Consider the following 23,021-nt stretch of genomic DNA (forward strand, 5'->3'; position numbering starts at 1 on the left):
AATTTATTTTAAAAATACCCTCTCAAAAACAAGCCTATAACAAGTTGATTAATAAAGAATTATAGATTTAAAAACAAAAAACAATGATCAAAAGCTGAATAACTGTACAAATAAATAGCATAAAATGCTTGCACGAAAGCACTGTATAAACTACTGTATATGAATACTGTATAAAAACCCAGTGAGTGAAATTATGTTACAGCCTATTACCGTAAGAACAGTTAAAAGTTACCAACAAGACGAGCAAAGCGATTGCGTAAATTTGATCCAAATTGAAGATGAAATTTCAGCGACCTTTGAGCTTTTAAAAGTATTACACCAATATAATAGCTCTAATGCATGGACGTTATTAATTGCGCCAGATCATGTACCGAGCAAAGCTTTACTTGACTCATGCTCTATTGATACAAGTAAATTACTTGTTATTAGACAGAAGCACCTAGTAAATCTAGAGTATGTATTAAATTCTGCATTACATAATGGAAACTTTGCAGCTGTAATTACCTGGACCGATATAGTTAATAACCAACTACTTACAAATCTATCGTTCGATTTAAGTAAAACGAATACAAAACTATACTGTTTTACTAAAAACGCTCAAACAACAGAGATACCACTCGCTCAATAAGCTTGTTAAACTAATGTTTTAGACTTTGTATTATTATTATGACTTCACTCAATACCACATTATGTTTTTGCAGCAGTGGGCACAATTATGCCGATTGCTGCGAGCCGCTTCACTTATCTGTTAAGCAAGCTGACACTCCTGAACAACTTATGCGCTCACGATTCAGCGCTTATGTTATTAAAAATGCAAAATATGTTTATCAAACCTACGCAAAAGAAAAACAAGCTGAGAATCCGGTTAAAGAAATCAATGATTTTGCTAACAGCTGTCGATTTATAAATCTTGATTTAATTGACTCAAGCCATGATGGCGATACTGGAACGGTAGAATTTAAAGCCCAATATTTTTATCAAAACTTATTTTGTGAGCTTCACGAAAAGTCGCTGTTTATTAAAGAAAACACTCAATGGCGTTATTTAGATGGCACTATATATCCTGTTGAAGATATTAAAGTAGGCAGAAATGATGACTGCCCATGCGGTAGCAATAAAAAGTACAAAAAATGTCATAGCATGTAATCAATAATCTTATTTAATATTTATTACCTAAAAGGTGTTTTTAAGTGGCAGAGTGATTTATTAGCTAACTAAACTTAAAAACACACTTTGTTACGCCCTTGCATTTTAGACTCATACATTTTTTCATCTGCGATCTGCAACGTGTTTTTGTTATTTACGTATGGTTGTAGGGTTGCACCGCCAATACTAATAGTCACAAAATCATATTCTGAATATTTGTGTAATATTCCTAAATCGGCCACATTCTGTTTAATTTTATCAGCAACACAAATTGCACCTTCAGTGCTTGTATGCGGTAGAACAACTACAAACTCTTCGCCGCCATAACGCGCAACAAAATCGGTTGGCCTTTGCAAACTATTAGTAATAGTTTGTGCTACTAGGTTTAACACCGTATCCCCCTGCACATGACCATAGATATCATTGTATTGCTTAAAGTAATCTATATCGATGAGTAATAATGCATAGTCAACTTTTTCTCGTAAGGCGCTTCGTTCCATTTTAGAAAAATGTGCATCAAAATAACGGCGATTGAATACTTTAGTTAAATCATCTAAAAATACTTTTTGATTGAGTAAGTCGTGTTGTAATTTTAACGTTATATGGGCACGAACCCTTCTAAATAGTGTTTCTTTTACAATCGGCTTTTTAATAAAATCAACAGCTCCGGCTTCCCAACACTCTTCTTCTTCGTTTTCAAAGGATGTAACAAAAATAACTGGGATATCCTGTGTTTCAGTATTATTTTTTAATTTTAAACATGTATCAATACCACTCATTCCACCCATACTAATATCGAGTAGGACTATATCGGGTACATTTACATTACAAATTTCAATTGCTTCTTCACCACTTCCAGCTGTTGTCACATTAAAATGCTCAGATAATATTTTTTTCAATACGATTAAGCTTAATAACTGATCGTCAACTATAAGTACTTTAGAATTCTTTAAACTTAGTTTTAATTGATGGTCAGAGTAATTTATTGGCATAGTAAAAATGTTTTGTTTTTTTAATTAAAAACAGCCTATAGCATCACATTTTGTTATGCAAATGTTAATTAAGAGGGGTTCTACTTATTGGTTACTAATAAAAATACTTTTTAGTAAATCTTTACTGCATAAAAACAAAAAATGAGCCACTTGGACTCATTTTATAACTTTGAATACTTAATTTAGTTAAGTATTATTCGTCATCATCTAAATCTAATTGCTGACGTTGAGCAGGTCGAGCTAAAATCTCTACGTAGAAAGAGGTCAAACCTTGCTTTTCAATTTCGCCAATTTGGTTACTTAATTCAGCAACGTGCACAACTTGCGCATCTTCAGCTGTGTTACCAAACTTACAGTCAAATGCCCAATAGTCAGCATCTTCAGGTAGCGTTTTATTACGCTCTCTTTTCAAATATTTTTTCACTTCGTGCTTTGCAGCATCAACCATACGAGGGTATTTGATTTTCTCGTGATTTAGCGTGAATGTTTTCTTCATTACGTTCCTAATTACCTTGGTTTAATGATAATGGCATTTCATGTCATACCATTTGACGCCATTATAGCAATTGCATTTAATTTTTGGATGCTTTTTTTTCATTAAATCAATTATTAGCAAATATATAAAGCAGACCCGTTATAAAGCATATATTAACTGATGATTATTACAATCATATATCACACCGCAATAAGCTGAAGTGGTTGATGTATTGCATCATTATTAAGGCTGTCGTAAAAAGCAGCTGCATCTATAGGAGGATTAGCAAGTTGTGTTTGTTCGCTTTTAATTCTTCTTCTGACAGCAAGCTCACAGTTATCTATTATATTAAGTGGAATATGCTTATCATCATTTCTAATCGCAAGTGGTTCAGGGCTTAAGCATTGCCTTAACTTAATACTTGTCATACCACAGCGCTCCCCTTCTTGAGATATTAATGAGGCATTAAACTGTCCAACCAACATATTGTATTCATCAGGGGCTAAAAGTTGCTTTGGACCTGCGCCAAATTGCTTTCTTAATGCCTCTTCTTCTATAACTAAATTATCTATTTCAGTTTTTGGTAAATGAAATTGGCTAAAGTCGAGTGCGTCATGTGACAGCATCGCTAATAATAGAGAAAATTCGCCACGGCGATTTTCATGCACACTATTATTGAGCCTACTGTTTAACTGACTCTCTGTGATTAACAAATCATCTATTTGCATAGTCTTTAGTCGATTGTGGTAACTGATAGATATTTATCGGCTTTATTTCAATTTTCTTTAGCTTTTTTCTTTACTTAAATACGCAATTTGCTATTATCAGCGCCGTTGCATTGGAGGGGTTCCCGAGCGGCCAAAGGGATCAGACTGTAAATCTGACGGCTCAGCCTTCGCTGGTTCGAATCCAGCTCCCTCCACCACTTTTCTTACCGCTAAGTTAAGTGGGGCCAAATGCAATAAAATTAGTGTGGAGGGGTTCCCGAGCGGCCAAAGGGATCAGACTGTAAATCTGACGGCTCAGCCTTCGCTGGTTCGAATCCAGCTCCCTCCACCACTTCTCTACTATTCCTATATTCCTATATTCCTATATTCCTATATTCCTATATTCCTATATTCCTATATTCCTATATTCCTATATTCCTATATTCAGGTAACTTCAAAATACCCATTGTAAACTCATACTGTTTTTCTTTAGCCATGTTGATGATGCTTTATAATTAGGAAAAAAACGATCAACGTGTTGCCAAAAAGCTTTGCTGTGGTTTAAGTGACGTAAATGCGCTAACTCGTGGACAATCACATAATCAATAGCATGATAAGGCGCTCCGATTAAATGCAAATTAAATGTTAGCTCTCGCTTACTATTACAACTTCCCCACTTTCGCTTATAAATAGCTACTTTTAGACTCGTAGGTAATTCTTCATCCATTTGTGCGCAGAAGTACGCTAAACGCATTTCTATATATGCAGTTAGTTGCTCTTTTAAATATTCTTCAAGAAGTTGCTGATATTTTTGCGAAGTATTTTTAACGCGCGAAGAGTGTGTAATAAGCAAGCTGTCGTTACAGTTTAGTGCTTCGGACTTAGTACCTTGCTTAAATTCTATGTTTACAATGCTATCAAAGATTAAAATTTGTTTGTCTTTGAACGGGTTCTGTCTGCTATCAGCAATATTGTGCTGTTTAGTTAATTGAGCATTTACCCACACCTGCTTGTCAAAAAGCCATTCTTGGATGTGTTTATTACTAACAAACTGAGGGGCATATACAGTCACCTTCTTGTTATGTACTTTAATGGCAACCGTTTTACGTTTTATACTTTTCTTTAACTGATATTCAAACACTTTCATACTCATTAATGATATTGCTACGAGAAAATTCACCAGCAACTAATAAAACCAAATAAGGTGTACTTTTCGCTTAGTTAAGCCAATTCATTAGTTTTCTTAAGGTTACTCGATAGAAACTTAAATATGACCATATAAATCTAACTTAGTCCTGTGACAGGCAATACATTAGAATAAAAAACACCAACTAAAAAACTAATCCCTGATAAATAAAAGAAAACTAAAAGTAATAAATTCGTTATTTTATTCACTTCATTGAATTAACGGTTTATTTATTAATTAATTAGATTAAACTTAATAAATAAAGATTATATTTTGAGCCATTATGTTATCAGCTTTTTTTATCACAGACCAAGATCCTAGCTTAATCATTAATGGCGTTTACGATCCTCTATTAGTTTCAATGTCATTGCTAATTGCTATTTTTGCAGCCTTTTTCACCATTAGACTTATAGATCTCGCAAAAGAAACTCAATTTCCTAGCTACCAACGTTTAGCAAATGTGACCGCTGCTACTGTTTTTTCGGCTGGTATTTGGAGTATGCACTTTATTGGTATGCTTGCCTTTTCACTGTGTACTAATATTGATTATGATCCAACAATCACTCTCCTTTCTTTTATACCAGCATTTATTGCATGTCAGTACGCTGTATCAATGCTAGTAAATAGTAAAGGGAATCTAAAAGTATTGTCGATTTGCTCCGTGTTACTAGGAGCCGGCATTGGCACTATGCATTATAGCGGCATGGCTGCAATGGATCTTGCTCCTTTACTTAGATATGATCCATTGATATTTGCGTTATCAATCATTGTTGCTGTAGCCCTCTCCTTTATAGCCCTTTACAGTCGCTTTAATCTTGAGCGTTTTTTACCCTCTTTATCACCTCTTCAAAATAACTCAATTAGCGCTGTTATTTTAGGGTGTGCTGTTGCTGGTATGCACTATATGGGTATGGCCGCTACACGTTTTGTAGCTACATCGCCACTAATCTATGATGATGCTAACGCAACCGCAGGACTAACTTTTATCGCCATTGCAGTCGCCACAGCAACTATCGCGATTACAAGCGTGGTTGGTGTAATAAATGGTATGGTTCGCTATCGCATGCTACTTGAGGATAAGTCGGCAAAAGAATCCCGTCTAAATGCTATTTTAGGCACCGCTATAGATGGCATTGTTACCATTGACCATACTGGTATTATTTTAAGTTTTAATGAAGCCGCAAGTAAAATTTTTGGCTGGCAAGAAAACCAAGTTCAAGGCAAAAACGTAAAAATGCTAATGGACGATAACATTGCCAAGCACCACGACGAATACCTCTTAAATGCTCACAATGTTGATCTAGGTAAAATAATAGGCATAAACCGTGATGTATATGCAAAACACATGAACGGACATGTTTTTCCTATTCGCTTAGGTATAGGCGAAGTAAATCAGCCGGGCCATAACCCTTTATATGTTGGCTTTATCACCGACTTGACCGAACAACGCGCTTTGCAGCAAAGTTTAGAAGAGAAAGAACAAAAATACCGCTCTCTTATCGATAACATGCCCGGAGTCGCGTTTAGATGCAAGTTTGATGACAACTGGACTATGTTATTTATTAGTCCAAATATAATTGAGCTTACAGGGTATAACCCAAATGAGTTTACAGAGCATTGTATCGAGTTTAATGACTTGGTCTTGAAATCAGATCAAAAACAAATAGTTGATGAAGTCACTAAAGCTGTTGATGCAAAGTCTCAATATTCTATTGAATACCGAATTAGACATAGAAACGGCAAAATTTTGTGGTTGTTAGATAAAGGGAGTATCGACTTTGATGCTCAAGGCAACCCAAAGTGGATTGATGGTGTTTTAGTCGATATTACTGAACGCAAAGAATATGAAGAAAAACTAGAGCAAGCTAAATTTAAAGCTGAAGAAGCTGCTCATGCAAAGCAATCTTTTATGGCTAATATGAGCCATGAAATACGCACCCCAATGAATTCTATAATAGGTTTTAGCGATCTATTAATGGATACCCCACTTGATCAAGAACAACAAAAGCACTTGGTTACCGTAAATAATGCAGCGCGTTCATTGCTAAGATTGTTAAATGAAATTCTTGACTCTGCAAAACTAGAACGCGGTAAGCTCACCATTGAGCCAGTCCACTTTAGCTTAAAACCAGTGATAGACAGTATTATTTCTACTTTTTGGCTAGAAGCTAAAAAGAAAGATTTAGAACTTAAACTCCATATTAAAGAATCAGTAAGTTCTACGTACTACGGCGACCCAGATCGACTCAGACAAGTACTCACTAATCTAATTGGTAACGCGATTAAGTTTACCGAAGAAGGCTCTGTCACGGTCACCGTTGGCATGACACAAAATCAGCATCTGTTTTTTGAAGTGCAAGATACCGGAATTGGTATTGCAAAAGATCGTATTCAAGCTGTATTTCAACCTTTTGAACAAGCCGATGGCACTACTACCCGCCGCTTTGGTGGTACAGGCCTTGGTACAACCATAAGTAAACAACTTGTAGAGCTTATGGGCGGAACAATAAACTTAGTAAGTGAGCTAGGTAAAGGCACCTGTTTTTACTTTTCATTGCCGCTTACTTTAGGTGACGAATCTAAAATAGATTATTTTGATGGTCTACACACCCAACTGCCTGCACTTAGAGTGCTAGTAGTTGATGATATAGAGCAAAATACAGAACTACTGTCTTTGCTTCTGTCACGCGATCAGCATTCAGTTACCAAAGCGTCAAACGGACTTGAAGCGATTAAAGTATTTGAAGAGCAAGACTTTGATGTCATATTAATGGATATACATATGCCATTGTGTGATGGCATACAAGCAGCACAAAAAATAAGAGCAATAGAAAACCAAAGGCAGCTTAAGTACACGCCAATTATCGCGCTCACAGCAAGCGTATTACAGCAAGATAAGCTTACGGCTAAAAAAGCAGGCATGAATGGCTTTGCCAATAAACCCGTCGATATAAATCAGCTTAACCAAGAAATAGCGCAAGTGCTGGGGCTTGGTATTGCAAAAGAAATGGTTATATCGCAAAGCGATCCTAAAGCGCAGCATATAGATTTTGAAAAAGGATTAGCACTTTGGGGTTCTAAGTGTAAGCAACTTACAGAGATTACTAAGTTTGTTAGTGATAGTGATAAGCGGTTTGAGAGATTATTTAATGATAAATTATCAAACATAAAAGATGTCGATAGCCTCATTCACACACTCAAAGGTGTTGCTGGTAACTTAGGGCTAACAACGTTAATGAAGTTATTAACCGATTTAGAGCACAAGCAAAGTGATGCTAAAGTTATTAGTCTTTTAGACGATATCAAAAACGAACTACTTATTATAACGCAACTGCTGTCATCAAATACTTGCGATGAGCCAAATAGCAAGCCTGAAGATAATAGCTCAGACACTCTATCAATTGATGAAATTAAGTCACTGTGTGAAACACTTCATCAAGATGCGCAAAACGCAGAATTAAATGATGAACTACTCGCAAAGTTGCAACGCGGCGCACCTTCTACCTTTCAAAATGAAGTTGATGATATAGCCGAAGCCTTTGATGAATTTGATTTTGATAAAGCACACGTAATACTAGAAACCTTACTTGAAAAACTAACAAACAATGAGTATTAATTAATGGATTTTACGACAGATAGGCCACGGGTATTAATTGTTGACGATGAGCCTGCAAATCTAAAAGTAATGCGCGAAGTGTTAGGTAATCAATATCGTATGTCGTTTGCTAAATCGGGTGATGCCGCACTAGCACTACTTGAAAAAGAGCTACCAAAGCTAATTTTGCTCGACATAATGATGCCAGATATGAATGGCTTTGAAGTATGCCAAATAGTTAAGAGAAATCCTAAAACATCACACATCCCAATTATTTTTGTAACTGCGCTTGGCGATGAAAGCGATGAATACAAAGGTTTTGAGTTAGGCGCAGTAGATTATATTACTAAACCAATAAGCCCTGCCATTGTAAGAGCAAGGGTTAATACTCACTTGTCGCTAGTACAAGCAGAGCAATTAAAGCAAGCTCATGTAGATTTAGTAGAACGTCTAGGCCGTGCAGCGGAATATAAAGACACCGACACGGGTGAACATATTGTGCGCATGAGCCAATACAGTAAAGTATTAGCGTTAGCACTCGGTATGGATGAGCAACGAGCAGAACTTTTACGTCAAGCTGCCCCAATGCACGATGTAGGAAAAATAGGTATTCCTGACGCTATCCTACTCAAACCTGGAAAGTTAACCTCTGAAGAGTTTGATCATATGAAAGAACACGCCACCATTGGCGCGCAAATTTTAGCAAACTCATCATCTCCTTTACTACAACTTGCACATACGCTTGCAATTGAACACCACGAAAAATGGGATGGCTCAGGCTATCCTAACGGGATCAAAGGCGAAAAAATATCAGTTGAAGGTAGAATTGTTGCTATAGCTGACGTATTTGATGCACTTACCTCAAAACGCCCTTACAAAGAGGCTTGGAGTGTAGAGAAAACAGTTTTGCATATGCAAGAGCAAGCAGGAACTCATTTCGATCCCGCTCTAATCGAACTATTAGTAAAAAACTTAGACGATATTATTGCTATAAAAAATGCAAATCAAGAAAGCTAATTCTTTTTAGCAGTGTGAGAGCCAAGCTCAATATTTGGGTAACAAGATTTTATATAACGATAGTCATGTGACGTAATTTCATGGCTATTGCCACTTTCGTCTTTAAAGTACATAGAAAACGTTACACCATGATCTGCTAAAACTACTTTTATATTTAAACTCTCAAGATGAATACGCCATTGAATAAATTGATCCCCTGAGGCCAAAAATGCAATCCCTTTACTGCGCCCCTCTCCTTCAAACAATGCTAAACGAGTGGTGAAACAAGCATCCTCAAGCGTTAAAGGGCCTCGCCCATGCTCATTCCAAAAGGCAAGCTCTGGCACTACGCTAAAACCTAAAACCCGCTCATACCACTTAACGGCATTAGCTAAGTTATCAACATTTAAATGGCAATGATCAATGCCAGATAATTTCGGTATGCTTGTATTATTCACGTTACTCACCAATTTCTGACTTTAATTGCTCTAAAAACTCATGCATATACCTTGTTCGTCTATTCGCCTCTGCTTTAGCTGATGGGGTATTCATACTATCGGCAATATGTAATAACTTTATGAAAAAATGATCAAGCGTGTATGTTTTATCATCAGCCTCGCGTTCAACACAAAAAGGGTCATTTGGGTTATATAATAACCGAGAAATTGAGCCACCAACTTTCATGCATCGGCTAACGCCAATAGCGCCCAACGCATCCATTCTGTCGGCATCTTGTACTATTTGCGCTTCAACTGTTTTAATTTTTATATTTGCGCTGAAGCTATGCGCTGCAATTGCATGATGAATCTCATCAAAAAGTGACTCGTCATAATTAATCGATTTTAAAAACTCCAATGCCTTATCAGCTGCCATAGTAGAGGCTTTTGCACGATCAGGGTGGTTTTTAGCCACCGCCACACAGTCGTGCATCCACGCTGCAGGTAATACTACTGACATGTTTGCCTGCTCCGCATTACATAACTGTATTGCAACGCGCACCACTCGCTCTATATGAGTAATGTCATGAGCAACATCGGCATGCACTAAAGAGGCGATAAACTCTCTACATTGTGAGTTAAGTATTTCTAAATCAGGGCTTAAAGCGACGTCAGACAAAGTTAGGTTCCAAAAAGCTAATTAATCAATGAATTATCCGTACTTTACCGTGCTTTATGCCCCCCTTGCAAAACATTCATTGTATGTTGCTCCTTGCTTGACTAAAATACAGCGCTTATTTATTACTACTGAGAAGCCTTATGTCATCTGCCGTTTACCTACAAGCTGGTCGCGATAAATCATTAAAAAGAAAACACCCTTGGTTATTTTCAAAAGCCATCAAAAAAATTAAAGGTAAACCTGGATTAGGCGACACAGTAACGATTCACGACAGCGAAGGTAAGTTTTTAGCAACTGCTGCGTATAGCCCTCACTCACAAATTCGTGCACGTGTTTGGAGCTTTGACGAAAAAGAAGTCATCGATCAACACTTTTTTGAACGCCGTTTACGTCGCTCATTAGAAGCCCGTAGCCAAGTTATTGAAGAAGGCGGATTAACAGGGTTTCGCTTATGTGCTGCTGAGTCTGATTACTTACCAGGCGTTACAATAGATAAATTTGACAACGTATTAGTGTGCCAGCTATTAAGCGCCGGTGCCGAGCGCCATAAAGGCGAGATTGTAGGCGCATTGATGTCTATTTTCCCCGGCTCTAGTATATATGAGCGTTCTGACGTAGATGTACGTACTAAAGAAGGCTTAGAACCAATTAAAGGCGCACTTTGGGGCAATGAACCAAAAGAGCCTGTGCTTATTGAAGAAAACGGCTTAAAAATCGAAGTTGATATAATTGAAGGTCACAAAACAGGGTTTTACTTAGATCAGCGTGACAGCCGTGCTGCACTTGAGCGCTTCTCAAAAGGTAAAACTGTCCTTAACTGCTTTAGTTACACAGGTACATTCTCGTTGTATGCCCTGCGTGGTGGATGTGAGCATGTAACTAACGTAGATGTATCGCAACCCGCTTTAGATACAGCAAAGCGTAATGTTGAGCATAATAACTTAGATTTAAACAAAGTGAGCTTTGTTAAGCAGGATGTATTTAAATTATTACGCCAATACCGCGACGAAGGTAGACAGTTTGATACCATCGTAATGGACCCACCAAAATTTGCTGATAATAAAGCGCAGTTAACGGGCGCGTGTCGTGGCTATAAAGATATCAACATGATTGCCATGCAAATACTAAAACCAGGTGGAACACTATTAACATTCTCATGCTCTGGTTTAATGGAACAAAACTTGTTTCAAAAAGTAGTAGCCGATGCAGCACTTGATGCAGGTAAAGACCTACTGATAATGGAGCGATTAAACCAGGCAGCCGATCACCCAATTGCTGGCAGCTACCCTGAAGGCTTTTACTTAAAAGGCTTAATCTGTAAGGTTTTTTAATATCTACTATTGAGTTTAACTGAATTCGATTTAGTTAAACTGAATGATTTCAAGACCTGCTGTTACCGTGCCATCATCTTCTTTGCTGGCACGTATTACTTTTGCTGTTGCATTTAAAGGCGCAATACTTGGATGAGTCGAATCAATGTTCACCGTCAGTAAGGTATTAGGTTCAAGCAATTCATCTAAATGAATTGATAAACCTGTTGCACTTAAATCCACGCACTCTGCGGCAAAACTTAAACCCGCTATTGGTTCTATCGTTGTTAAATTTGCAGGAGTGTTAATCTGCATGCGTCTAAAATTTCGCTTATCATCAGTAAACATATGCTACCTCTAAACAACCGTGTTAATTTCTTCCAACAAAGCACCCACTGAAAATGGCTTTACAACATACGCGTTACAACCAGCATCAAACCCTGCTTGTTTTTCAGATGGGGACTCTAGGCCCGATACCATAACAACAGGAATATTTTTTGTTTCAGGTGTGTGCTTTAGCATTCGGCATGTATCATAACCATCAAGACCAGGCATACAAACATCAAGCAAAATTATATCTGGCGGACTCGCAATTGCTGACGCAAGGCAGCTTTGCCCTGAATCTGCGTAACTAACATCAAATTTCGACGCTAGTGCGGCTTTGAGCATTTCAAAATTAAAATACTCGTCATCTACCACTAAAAGTCGCTTTGTTTTATGTTCAATCGATGAGGACATAACTATGTCGCTTCCTTTTCAAAACAAAAATAAATCCTTCTATTAAGGTACTAAGCTTAATAGAAAATGCAAGTTTTATTCTATCTCTTTTATCGCATTAAGTACCCGCTTGGCTGAAATTGGGTAAGGCGTTCCTAGTGTTTGAGCAAATAGCGACACTCTAAGCTCCTGTTGCATCCAAAAAATAGCGGTTACCTCTTGTGGTATAGGCAACCCTTTAGGCGTTTTATTAACTACTTTTTTATACTCTTGCGCAACTTTATCTAGCTCTAGTACGCATAACCTATCACGATTTGGATCCACTGGCAGCTTTTCTAAACGTTTTTGAATCGCTTTTAAATAACGAATTAAATCCGCTATTTTATCTGCGCCATGCGCGCTCACAAAACCTTTAAATATAAGTGACTCAAGCTGTGACTTAATATCGCCGTGCGCGGTTATCATGGTTAAATCAACGCGCCCTTTCATTTTTTTATGCAGCGCATGAGCAATACTTAATACTTGCTCAACTTGCGTTGCAATCGATACAACGGCATCACCCAGCTCACCGCGTATTTGCTCTTTTACTGTTTCAAATGCTTTTTCGTCGCGTATATCACCGTGTTTTACTAATAAGCTATCAACACCTGCGGCAATACAGTCATCAATTAAATCAGCTATTTTACCAAATGGGTTAAAGTACAAACCCAGCTTTGCCTTATTCGGTAAGTTTTGTTGTAAGTACTTAATTGGCGATGGCACATTTAATAGTACTAAACGGCGCAAACCTTGTTGATGTGCTTGCTGCGCTTTTGCTTCGCTATCAAAAAGCTCCACTGCAGCGGCTGATTTTTTATCCACCAGCGCAGGGTATGCTTTTATCTCATATTGACCTTGTTTTTTAACGTATGAAGCGGGTAACTCACCAAAATCCCATTGTGTTAGGTCTGATTTTTCAATGCCTTTATCGGCTACTTTAGACAGTGTTTCGGTTACTTCACCTTGCAGCTCTGCTTTGAGCTTGGCTAAATCAAGTCCTCGTGCAAGTAACTTATCGCTCTCATCACGTACTTCAAACTGTAATCGTAAATGCGGTGCTAATGCACTTAAATCCCATGCCTCGGGATCAACCCTCACACCTGTCATTCTTAATAAACGCGTGGCTAAAGCATCAATTAAGCTACCTTGCATTGGCTCAATAGCTGCCAGTACTGCATCAGCATAATTTGGTGCTGGCACAAAATTACGACGAAGCGATTTAGGCAATGACTTTATAAGCCCACTTATTAGCTCATGCCTAAATGCTGGTATGTGCCAGTCAAAACCACTTTCTTGTACTTGATTTAAAAGCGCTACTGGTATTTGTACCGCAACGCCATCAACTGCTTGGCCTGGGTCGAAATGATAAGCAAGCGGCAATATAATATTGTCTTGCTGCCATGTGTCAGGGTAGTCAAACTCAGTGATATTACTTGCACCATGCTGCATTAGCTCTTCACGAGTCATGTGTAGGTAATGCTTATTTTGTTGTTTTTGTGTTTTATACCATTTTAAAAATGCAGCGCGGTTATTAATTTCTTTGGGTATTTTTTTATCGTAAAACTCAAATAACGTTTGCTCATCAACTAAAATATCACGACGGCGTGACTTATTTTCCAGAACTTGAATATCTTCTATTAGCTCACGGTTAAACGCTAAAAAGCCCTCGTTTAAGCCCAGTTCTTGCTCAACTAATGCAGTGCGCACAAAAAGCTCTCGACTCACTTTAGGGTCTATGTTGCTATAAACACAGCGGCGTTTATTTACAACAAGTAAGCCGTATAAAGTTTGCTGTTCAAACGCGATTACCGCACCTGGCTTTTTCTCCCAATGAGGTTCTGTGTAACTACGTTTAACTAAGTGCTGTGCTAATGGTTCTACCCAGTTAATGTCTATTTTTGCATTTGTGCGGGCATATAATTTACTGGTTTCTACCAGCTCTGCCGACATAATCCATTTAGGACTCTTTTTAAATAAACCTGAACCCGGAAAAATATGAAACTGACTATTACGTGCACCTTTGTATATTTGCTTCTCATCTTTAAAGCCAATGTGGCTCAGCATTCCACTTAGTAACGCTTTGTGAATGAGTTCGCCATCAGCCGCTTGGCTGGTTGCTTTCATGCCCATTTCGTTACACACAGTACTTATTTGATAAACAATATCTTGCCACTCACGCAGGCGCATATAGGCTAAGAAGTCTTTTTGACACAGCTTTCTAAACTGGCCGTTAGTCAGCTCGCTTTGCTGCTCTTCTAGGTAATTCCATAAGTTTAAAAAAGCGATAAAATCAGAATCTGGATCATCAAAACGACCGTGCTTTTCATTGGCAGCCGCACGTTTTTCCTGTGGGCGTTCACGTGGGTCTTGAATAGACAACGCCGCCACAATAATAATCACTTCACGCAATGCGCCAAGTTTATGGGCTGTTAGCACCATTTTTGCTAAACGTGGGTCAACGGGTAATCGACTAAGCTCCCTGCCCGATTGAGTTAGGCTGGTTTCACTATCGCGTTTAGCTGGTTTTACCGCTTGTAGCTCTTCAAGCAATGTTAGGCCATCATTAATATTGCGGCTATCTGGCGCTTGTACAAACGGAAATTGCGCCATATCACCAAGCCCTAGCGCCAACATTTGTAAAATAACAGACGCAAGGTTAGTACGCAGTATTTCAGGGTCGGTAAACTCTGGGCGCGATAAAAAATCATCCTCAGAGTACAACCTAATACAAATACCCGCTTCAACACGTCCACAACGACCCATACGCTGATTAGCACTTGCTTGTGATATAGGCTCTATTGGTAGGCGCTGTACTTTTGTACGATAGCTGTAGCGACTTATACGCGCAGTACCTGGGTCTATTACATAACGAATACCCGGCACGGTGAGTGACGTTTCGGCTACGTTAGTCGATAAAATAATATGACGACGAGAATGCGGCGCAAATATACGGTTTTGCTCTGCGTTAGATAAACGCGAATAAAGTGGCAATACATCGGTGTGTTTTAAATTACGCTTGCTAAGTGCATCTGCGGTATCGCGTATTTCACGCTCACCATTTAAAAATATGAGAATATCGCCAGGGCCTTCAGTGCACAGCTCATCAACGGCATCAAAAATACCTTGTAGCTGATCGCCCTCCGCTTCCATATCATCTTTATTAATATCAGTGATAGGGTTGTAGCGCACATCAACAGGGAAAGTACGACCCGATACTTCTATAATGGGCGCATCATCAAAGTGCTTTGAAAAGCGCTCAGGATCAATAGTCGCTGAGGTAATTATTATTTTTAAATCAGGGCGTTTTGGAAGCAGGTTTTTTAAGTAACCTAAAATAAAATCAATATTTAAACTACGCTCATGCGCTTCATCAATAATAATCGTGTCGTATTGATTTAAAAAACGGTCTTGCTGAATTTCAGCCAGCAAAATACCGTCGGTCATTAATTTAATATACGTATTATTAGATACCTGATCGCTAAAACGAATTTTAAAGCCAACTTGCTGACCAAGTTCACACTTCATTTCTTCAGCAATACGATTAGCCACCGTTCGTGCTGCTAATCGGCGTGGTTGCGTATGACCAATTAAACCATCAACACCGCGACCAAGCTCTAAACACATTTTAGGTATTTGCGTTGTTTTACCTGAGCCCGTCTCACCGGCAATAATAACCACTTGGTTATTTGCAATGGCGTCTTTAATTAATTCCTTTTTTTGACTTATCGGCAATTGCTCAGGGTAAGTCACTTTAGGGAGGCCAGCTAAGCGTTTATCGCGTAATTCTTGGCTACGGGTTATATCAGCCGCTATTTTTTCAAGCGCGTTGGCATGCTTGTTTTCATCGGTTATTTTTTTTACGCCATGTAAGCGTTTTTTGAAAATGAATTGATCTTTTTTTAAGCACGTTTTTAGCTCGCCAAACAACTGACCTAGGTTTACCACCCGCATACCTTATAAAATTAGTTAAAGAGCCGTAATTGTATCAAATTAAACGGCTGGGGTTAATCCTACAAAATGCATAACGCGGGGTTGTTTGTTATATAAACGCTGCTATTGAACTAAACTGTGAATAATAAATTTATTTTAAACAATTATTTTCAGGGCTAACTACATTGAATAAATTAAATGACGTTGGCTTATTCGTCACTAAAAATGCCCACGTAGGTCGCTTGGGTATTCGATTTACTTGCCCGATACATGCCAGAGGTATTAAACGGTAAGCTAATATTACCCTTTGTATCAATAATAATTACGCCACCCGTGCCACCAATAGGCTTAAGCACACCGTTTATAACTTCATCCCCAGCTTCGGCTATGGTTTTACCTTGGTACTTAACTCGCGCACATATATCGCTCGCTACATTATAGCGAATAAAGTATTCACCATGCCCTGTTGCCGATACCGCGCACGATTCATTTTCAGCAAATGTTCCGGCCCCAATTACCGGCGCATCCCCCACACGACCATAACGTTTTGCGGTCATACCACCTGTTGATGTACCTGCCGCTAAATTACCATTTTTATCAAGCGCCACAGCGCCAACCGTGCCCATTTTGTAAGAGTTAGGTAATGCTTTGTGCGCGGCTTGGTACTCTTTACTGGTTGCTTTGGCTTTATCTAATTTTTGTTTTGCTTTTAAAAGCGCTTTGTAGCGAGGCTCGGTATCAAATAAGTTATTTTCGACAAGCTCAACACCTTGCTCTTTAGCAAACTCTTCAGCGCCTTGCCCACTAAGCATTACGTGTACAGAGTTATCCATTACCAAACGCGCTAAGTTAATTGGGCTCTCAATATGCTTTACACCCGCAACTGCGCCTGCTTCACGGTTTCGACCATCCATTATGGATGCATCAAGCTCATGCCCGCCATCGTAGGTGTATACCGCTCCACGCCCTGCATTAAAATAAGGGGATTGCTCTAATACTGCAATTGCTGCAGTCACCGCATCTAAACTTTCACCGCCTTGGTGTAATACTTTATAACCTGTCTCTACTGCTTGCGTTAATTTTGCCCGATACTCTTTTTCTTGAGCGGGTGTAAATCGTGCTTTTTCAATTGTCCCTGCCCCACCATGAATCGCAATGGCAAAAGGAGTCTCTGCAGCTAATGCACTATTGCTTAAAGCAACAAGGCTGCTCGCAAAAATGGCTAATAATGGTGTTTTCATAATGAGTTCTTTTATGGGGAAGTTATAAACTAATGTGAATGGTTACGGACTTAATTTCAACTAAAGTGAGTTTAATGGCATAAAAAAAGCGCCTTAAGGCGCTTTTTAAAATTTTACGTGTTTGTAATTAAGCTTGTTTAGCTTTTAAACGCGCTAAACGTGCTACTTGGTGAGTAGACGTTAAGAACGAGTAAATTGGTGCTAAGTAACCACGTTTACGAAGCTCTAAGAAATCAGCATCGCTTAACTCGTTTAGTTTTTTCTCATCGATAAGGTAAATACCGTTGATGTCTTTTTTCTCGCCTTTAATGTCTACTGTTAGCGTTTGCGCAATTAGTAGCTCTTTATCAGCAAGGAATTTAGTGAACGCTTCAGTTACTTGAGAAAACTCAATAAATGATACTAGCGCTTCTTTACGACGTTTTAGGTAATCTGTTTCTTCGCCGTTTTCAAATAATGCGTTACCTTCGTCTTCACCAACAAGCGCACTTGCTTCATCAATTACGATACCGTATTGATCTTGATCTGGGTGTTTAACTAAACCAAGTGGGTAACGAGTAGATGCCATAGGTGCAAATGCTGCAGTCCATTTACCATCTTCTACAAAAAGGTTTTCGCCTGGCTCAAGACCAAACATAGCAACTGCTTGAAAAGTGCCTGTTTCGTTGTTTTTAACGAATGACATTGGAAACTCGTTTGCTACACGTGCAAACTCATGTGCAACTACTGGCACTAAGTGTTGAGTTTTCATGAATTCTACATTGATGCCGTTTTGAATTTTAGTGTTGGCATGTTTTTCGTTGTGTAAAGGCTGTACTTGTTGCTCCGCCATGTTACTGCTCCGTTTATTTTAATTTATATGTTTCATTGTTAATGCCTTTAGGCTAATGCTTTTGAGCTAAAAAAGGAAGGGAAACTTTTATGACAACAACCATGAAAAAATAAAATTTAACTAAATCTGAACGTTGCTAAAAAACATACAGCTCAAACTCATAAACTTTGTTCAAAAACAACACACTTCGTGGTTGATTTTAATACAAACCAAAGTTATTCATTAACATTGGTTAACAGTTCAAAGCTATTTTTTTGCAGTGTTTAGGCTTAAATTTAAGCAAATAAAAAAGGCCGCTTATATAAGCGGCCTTTAAAAATTAAATTGGCATCTAAATTAAGGTGCCCAATATACTTCAATATTGATACTTGGGTGATTAAGCACAGCGCGTAGTGGCATGTCATTAACATCGCCGCCCGCTTTTGCTTGCTTATAAACAGCGAGTTTTTCTTCACCGCTAATTAAAAGCTTAACCACTTTAGATTGCGCAATGGCATTTAAAGTTAATGTCATTCTCTCAGTAATACTACCCGTCACATCACTTTGTATCGCATTAATTGCACATACTGTTTGCTCAGTTGTTAAACCATGCTCCAAACCGTCTGCATTTGGGAATAACGACGCTGTATGGCCATCTGGGCCCATACCTAAAATAGTTACATCATATGGGCTTTTTAGCTCGCTATAAGCCGCTTCACACTCTTGTGCGCCCTGTTGAGCCGTGGCTGCAGCGTTCTTCATAGTAATAAAGTTGGCAGCACTACCATGATTTTGTAATAAAGTACTTTTAATAAATGCTTCATTACTTTTTTCATGGCTTGGGTCTACCCAACGCTCATCAACCATAGCAACATCAACATGTTGCCAATCTAAATCAAGCGTTGATAAATGCTTATAAGCGGGCGCAGGAGACGAGCCGCCCGACACCATTAATACAGCACGGCCATCGTTTTTAATGCCATCACGTAATGATTGCTCAAGCGTTGCAGAAAGCTCAGCTGTTAACGCGTCTTTATCATCAAAAAACTTTTCAACTAGTGTTGCCATGCTTATACCTTATCGCCTGTGTTAAACCATACATGATTGTTTTCTGCCAATAATTCATCAGCATCATCAGGTCCCCAGCTACCAGCACGGTAAAGCGCAGGCTTGCCTTTGTCTTGCCAACGGTCGATGATTGGATCAATCCACTTCCACGCTTGACGAACTTCATCACGGTGAATAAATAACGACGGGTTATCAGCAGCGGCATCAAGCATTAAACGCTTGTACGCATCTGAGTGGAAACCATTGCTGTAAGCTTGTGAAAGCTCAATATTCATTGTTACTGGCTCAAGTTGCATTTGAAGATTATCAAGGCGCTTAGACATAAGCGTTAGTTGAATTGTTTCCTCTGGCTGCAAACGAATAACAAGACGATTTGGCTCGATATTACCCACGTTATCTTCATATATATTGTGAGATACTTTTTTGTATTCAACCACAATTTCTGCACAGCGCTTAGCCATACGTTTACCCGTACGAAGGTAAAATGGAACACCTGCCCAGCGCCAGTTATCAATATGCGCGCGAATAGCTACAAACGTTTCTGTTTTACTAGAACCTTCATTTAGCTCTTCTAAGTAACCCGGTACAATTTTACCGTTTAAGTCACCTGGTACGTATTGACCACGAACAATATTTTCATCAACATCACCATCTACCAGCGGGCGAAGTGCTTCTAATACTTTTAGTTTTTCGTTACGAATGCTGTTAGCGTTAAGCTTATTAGGCGACTCCATTGCAACTAAGCAAAGTAGTTGTAATAAGTGGTTTTGAACCATGTCACGAAGTGCACCGGCTTTATCATAAAAACCAGCGCGGCTTTCAAGGCCAACCGTTTCTGATAAGCTAATTTGAATATTATCAATAGATTTAGCATCCCACATATTTTCAAACAATGAGTTTGAAAAACGCAGCGCCATTAAGTTTTGTACTGTTTCTTTACCTAAGTAATGGTCAATACGGAAAATTTGCTCTTCATTAAAAAACTCTGCAATTTTTCCATTAATTGCTTCAGCAGAATCACCGCAATAACCAATTGGCTTTTCAACAACAACGCGTGATGTAGGGGTAATTAAACCTTTAGTCGATAATATTTCACAACATGTGCCGTAAACAGCAGGCGGAAGCGATAAGTAAAACACGCGAGACTTAGTGCTTTCGTGCTCATCTAAAATGCCTTTTAGTACATCCCAGTTGTCGTCTGCTTCTGTAACATTACTTACCACTGGCACTAAAAAAGTAGAAAACGCTTTCCAATCTTTAGCGTTAAACTCACCTTTGCTTAAAAATTCTTGTAATGCTTTATGCGCTGTTTCTATGTATTCAGCACGTTTCGATTCTTCGCGCACTGTTGGTAGAATACGTGAGCCTTCAGGTAAGTTACCTTCTTGATATGCTCTGTACATTGCAGGTAGCAATTTGCGTAACGCAAGATCACCACCGCCCCCAAAAATTATAATATCAAAAGGATTAAGCATAGTTACTCTCTACGTTGTGATACCCAGTACATTTTGTAAATGCGCGGGTATGCCTATTTATTGCTAGATTAGATGGCTTTTATAGCTGTATTTAAATAAAAGCCTGCTGAATTGTTCTGTATCGATGATTTATTATTATTGTTTATCATTGCGCTTATTAAATGAGCCTTAGGGGCCCTGTATCTCCTCTCACAAAAATACAGACCCTAAGCACTCCAGCGCTACCCGTTCAAAGGTACTCGGTTTACTTACTTGCGTAAGCGAATTTTTTACTGCGTACGGTTTTGTTTGTAGTACGCCATTAAGCCGTTTGTAGAACTATCATGAGCGTGTTTCACGCTATCATCAGTGAGTTCACTCTCAATTTTAGATGCTAAACCTTTACCTAGCTCTACACCCCATTGGTCAAACGAACATATTTCTAAAATAATGCCTTGGCAAAATATCTTATGCTCATACAGTGCAATTAAACGGCCCACTGTTTTAGCATCTACTGTATCTAATAGCATAGACGTTGTAGGACGATTGCCTTGATGAATTTTATGATTTAATAACTCATCAATCTCTGCTTGCGATTTACCCTTAGCGGTTAAATCAGCTGTAACTTGCGCTGCATCTACACCACTCATCATCGCTTCTGTTTGTGCAAAGAAATTCGATAATAAAATATCGTGATGCTTATCAACATTCACTTGTGGCTTAACTGATGCAATAAAATCTGCAGGTACAATTACATTACCTTGGTGTAAACACTGATAAAATGCGTGCTGGCCATTAATACCCGTCATGCCCCAAATAATTGGAACCGTAGTATAAGGTACCGTTTCGCCTGCAAAGTTAACGTGTTTACCGTTACTTTCCATTTCGCCTTGCTGTAAATACGCAGGCAACATATGCAGTGCTTGATCGTACGGTAATATAGCTTGCGCTGTATAACCTAAAAAGCTCGTATTCCATACACTAAGCAATGCCATAATTAATGGTATATTTTGCTCAAACGGCGCAGATTTAAAGTGCTCGTCTATTTCAAACGCACCTTCTAAAATTGCTTCAAAGGCGTCGTAGCCTAAATATAAAGCAATTGGTAAGCCTATTGCACTCCAAAGTGAAAAGCGACCACCAACCCAATCCCACATAGTGAATACGTTTTCGTCGCTGATACCAAAGGCTGCCGTTTTTTCTAAATTTGTACTTACTGCAACAAAATGCTTTGCAATTGTACTTTCATCTTTTGTTGTTTGTAAAAACCAGTCAACCGCCGTCTTTGCGTTTGTCATGGTTTCTGACGTCGTAAATGTTTTTGACGAAATAACAAATAATGTTGTTTCAGGGTCAATGGCTTTTAATATAGACGAAATCTGTACACCGTCAGCATTAGATACGTAGTGAACATTTAACGTATCATCAGCAAGTGCTTTTAATGCCTCAGTTGCCATTTGTGGACCAAGGTTAGAACCACCAACACCAATACTTACAACATCTTTTACCGCTTTGCCGGTATAGCCTAACCATTTACCGCTACGAACTTTTTCTACAAACACTTTAATTTTAGCTAATTCGTTGTCTACGGCTTGTGTCACGTTTTCGCCATCAACAATTAATGGAGTGTGAGCACGATTACGAAGTGCCGTATGCAAAACTGAGCGGTCCTCAGTGATATTTATTTTTTCACCGCTAAACATTTTATCGCGCCACGATGCAATATCGCATTCTTTAGCAAGCGACATTAAGTTAGCAAAAACATCGTTATCAATAAGTTGCTTAGAATAGTCGAATAATACGCCTGGTACTTGAGTAGAAAACTGAGAAAAGCGCGTGTCATCTTGTGCAAATAACGTTTTTAGATGTGTTTGTTTCATCTTAGCTGCACTTTGTTCTAGTGCTTGCCAACTTGCTAGTTGCGTTCGGTTAGACATGGAAATATCCTCTATTTTTTTCAATCAATTGATTTAAAAATGTTTTTTATAAAAGCAAAACTCTTAATACTACTTATTCACACTAAATTAAAGCGCAAATAGTATAACTAAAAATGCAAAAAAAGTGCTGTTTTTATAATTTTATGTGCAGATGATAACGCAATTTTTAGCTTTTGACACCGGTATCATAAAAATTTTATAAATTAATTTACCTGTAATTTTAAAGGCAACGGCATAGCTTAATCAATCAAAATGAAATATTAATGAATTTTTATAAGCGCTGCTAATTACTTTTCATAGT

At 38.5% G+C, this 23,021-nt stretch carries 19 protein-coding genes and 2 tRNA genes; 7 read left to right on the forward strand and 14 right to left on the reverse strand.

Features of this window, described 5'->3' with window-relative positions; translation table 11 throughout:
- Nucleotides 1-193: 193 nt before the first annotated feature.
- Both FFU37_RS09125 and FFU37_RS09130 read left to right on the forward strand, forming a co-directional pair.
- Nucleotides 194-628, forward strand: a complete 435-nt coding sequence (locus tag FFU37_RS09125; RefSeq protein WP_002961428.1) for a SulA-like leucine-rich domain-containing protein — start codon at nucleotides 194-196, stop codon at nucleotides 626-628.
- A 38-nt stretch (nucleotides 629-666) separates the two neighbouring features.
- Nucleotides 667-1,146: a YchJ family protein gene (locus FFU37_RS09130; protein ID WP_039487357.1), complete on the forward strand. Its 480-nt coding sequence runs from the start codon at nucleotides 667-669 to the stop codon at nucleotides 1,144-1,146.
- Between the two features lie 74 nt (nucleotides 1,147-1,220).
- Here the strand turns inward: FFU37_RS09130 and FFU37_RS09135 are convergent, their stop codons facing one another.
- The 3 genes from FFU37_RS09135 to FFU37_RS09145 all read right to left on the reverse strand — a co-directional run bounded on the left by FFU37_RS09135 (nucleotide 1,221) and on the right by FFU37_RS09145 (nucleotide 3,341).
- Nucleotides 1,221-2,138, reverse strand: coding sequence for a GGDEF domain-containing response regulator (locus tag FFU37_RS09135; protein ID WP_138489334.1), 918 nt, complete (start codon nucleotides 2,136-2,138; stop codon nucleotides 1,221-1,223).
- A 193-nt stretch (nucleotides 2,139-2,331) separates the two neighbouring features.
- Nucleotides 2,332-2,634, reverse strand: coding sequence for a DUF6172 family protein (locus FFU37_RS09140; protein ID WP_002961433.1), 303 nt, complete (start codon nucleotides 2,632-2,634; stop codon nucleotides 2,332-2,334).
- A gap of 179 nt (nucleotides 2,635-2,813) precedes the next feature.
- Nucleotides 2,814-3,341 (reverse strand): VC2046/SO_2500 family protein, encoded by a 528-nt coding sequence (locus tag FFU37_RS09145; RefSeq protein WP_138489335.1) that lies wholly within the window; start codon nucleotides 3,339-3,341, stop codon nucleotides 2,814-2,816.
- Nucleotides 3,342-3,453: 112 nt separating this feature from the next.
- Between FFU37_RS09145 and FFU37_RS09150 the strand changes: the two genes are divergently transcribed.
- Nucleotides 3,454-3,538: transfer RNA gene (locus FFU37_RS09150), tRNA-Tyr, on the forward strand.
- Between the two features lie 49 nt (nucleotides 3,539-3,587).
- Nucleotides 3,588-3,672: transfer RNA gene (locus tag FFU37_RS09155), tRNA-Tyr, on the forward strand.
- A 102-nt stretch (nucleotides 3,673-3,774) separates the two neighbouring features.
- Here the strand turns inward: FFU37_RS09155 and FFU37_RS09160 are convergent.
- The gene (locus FFU37_RS09160; protein ID WP_138489336.1) at nucleotides 3,775-4,473 is read right to left on the reverse strand and encodes a M48 family metallopeptidase; all 699 of its coding nucleotides are present in this window, start codon (nucleotides 4,471-4,473) and stop codon (nucleotides 3,775-3,777) included.
- 316 nt (nucleotides 4,474-4,789) lie between these two features.
- On the opposite strand from FFU37_RS09160, the gene FFU37_RS09165 reads away from it, so the two are divergent.
- Complete coding sequence (locus FFU37_RS09165; RefSeq protein WP_138489337.1) at nucleotides 4,790-8,122, forward strand: MHYT domain-containing protein; 3,333 nt, start codon at nucleotides 4,790-4,792, stop codon at nucleotides 8,120-8,122.
- Between the two features lie 3 nt (nucleotides 8,123-8,125).
- Nucleotides 8,126-9,118: a response regulator gene (locus FFU37_RS09170; RefSeq protein ID WP_138489338.1), complete on the forward strand. Its 993-nt coding sequence runs from the start codon at nucleotides 8,126-8,128 to the stop codon at nucleotides 9,116-9,118.
- On the opposite strand, the gene FFU37_RS09175 is transcribed toward FFU37_RS09170, so the two are convergent.
- Both FFU37_RS09175 and FFU37_RS09180 read right to left on the reverse strand, forming a co-directional pair.
- Nucleotides 9,115-9,555: a VOC family protein gene (locus FFU37_RS09175; RefSeq protein WP_138489339.1), complete on the reverse strand. Its 441-nt coding sequence runs from the start codon at nucleotides 9,553-9,555 to the stop codon at nucleotides 9,115-9,117. The genes FFU37_RS09170 and FFU37_RS09175 overlap by 4 nt on opposite strands.
- A 1-nt stretch (nucleotide 9,556) precedes the next feature.
- Nucleotides 9,557-10,213 carry an HD domain-containing protein gene (locus FFU37_RS09180; protein ID WP_138489340.1) on the reverse strand — a complete coding sequence of 219 codons (657 nt, stop codon included), beginning with the start codon at nucleotides 10,211-10,213 and terminating at the stop codon, nucleotides 9,557-9,559.
- Nucleotides 10,214-10,353: 140 nt separating this feature from the next.
- Between FFU37_RS09180 and FFU37_RS09185 the strand changes: the two genes are divergently transcribed.
- Nucleotides 10,354-11,544 carry a class I SAM-dependent methyltransferase gene (locus FFU37_RS09185; RefSeq protein WP_002961441.1) on the forward strand — a complete coding sequence of 397 codons (1,191 nt, stop codon included), beginning with the start codon at nucleotides 10,354-10,356 and terminating at the stop codon, nucleotides 11,542-11,544.
- 30 nt (nucleotides 11,545-11,574) lie between these two features.
- On the opposite strand, the gene FFU37_RS09190 is transcribed toward FFU37_RS09185, so the two are convergent.
- From FFU37_RS09190 to pgi, 8 genes are all read right to left on the reverse strand, one after another.
- Nucleotides 11,575-11,871 (reverse strand): PilZ domain-containing protein, encoded by a 297-nt coding sequence (locus FFU37_RS09190; RefSeq protein ID WP_007581065.1) that lies wholly within the window; start codon nucleotides 11,869-11,871, stop codon nucleotides 11,575-11,577.
- A 9-nt stretch (nucleotides 11,872-11,880) separates the two neighbouring features.
- Nucleotides 11,881-12,261, reverse strand: a complete 381-nt coding sequence (locus tag FFU37_RS09195) for a response regulator (protein WP_024597850.1) — start codon at nucleotides 12,259-12,261, stop codon at nucleotides 11,881-11,883.
- A 75-nt stretch (nucleotides 12,262-12,336) separates the two neighbouring features.
- Complete coding sequence (gene hrpA, locus FFU37_RS09200) at nucleotides 12,337-16,224, reverse strand: ATP-dependent RNA helicase HrpA (protein WP_175413897.1); 3,888 nt, start codon at nucleotides 16,222-16,224, stop codon at nucleotides 12,337-12,339.
- A gap of 194 nt (nucleotides 16,225-16,418) precedes the next feature.
- Nucleotides 16,419-17,450, reverse strand: a complete 1,032-nt coding sequence (locus FFU37_RS09205) for an isoaspartyl peptidase/L-asparaginase family protein (protein ID WP_138489342.1) — start codon at nucleotides 17,448-17,450, stop codon at nucleotides 16,419-16,421.
- Between the two features lie 127 nt (nucleotides 17,451-17,577).
- Nucleotides 17,578-18,282 (reverse strand): SapC family protein, encoded by a 705-nt coding sequence (locus FFU37_RS09210; RefSeq protein WP_024597622.1) that lies wholly within the window; start codon nucleotides 18,280-18,282, stop codon nucleotides 17,578-17,580.
- Nucleotides 18,283-18,618: 336 nt separating this feature from the next.
- Nucleotides 18,619-19,329 carry a 6-phosphogluconolactonase gene (pgl, locus tag FFU37_RS09215; RefSeq protein ID WP_024606581.1) on the reverse strand — a complete coding sequence of 237 codons (711 nt, stop codon included), beginning with the start codon at nucleotides 19,327-19,329 and terminating at the stop codon, nucleotides 18,619-18,621.
- 2 nt (nucleotides 19,330-19,331) lie between these two features.
- On the reverse strand, nucleotides 19,332-20,804 hold the full coding sequence (zwf, locus tag FFU37_RS09220; protein WP_024597624.1) for a glucose-6-phosphate dehydrogenase: 1,473 nt from the start codon (nucleotides 20,802-20,804) through the stop codon (nucleotides 19,332-19,334).
- 269 nt (nucleotides 20,805-21,073) lie between these two features.
- A complete protein-coding gene (gene pgi, locus FFU37_RS09225) occupies nucleotides 21,074-22,720 on the reverse strand; it encodes a glucose-6-phosphate isomerase (RefSeq protein WP_039487336.1) in 1,647 nt (548 codons plus the stop codon).
- Between the last annotated feature and the right edge of the window lie 301 nt (nucleotides 22,721-23,021).

The sequence above is a fragment of the Pseudoalteromonas distincta genome (assembly GCF_005877035.1).
GTDB lineage: Bacteria > Pseudomonadota > Gammaproteobacteria > Enterobacterales > Alteromonadaceae > Pseudoalteromonas > Pseudoalteromonas distincta.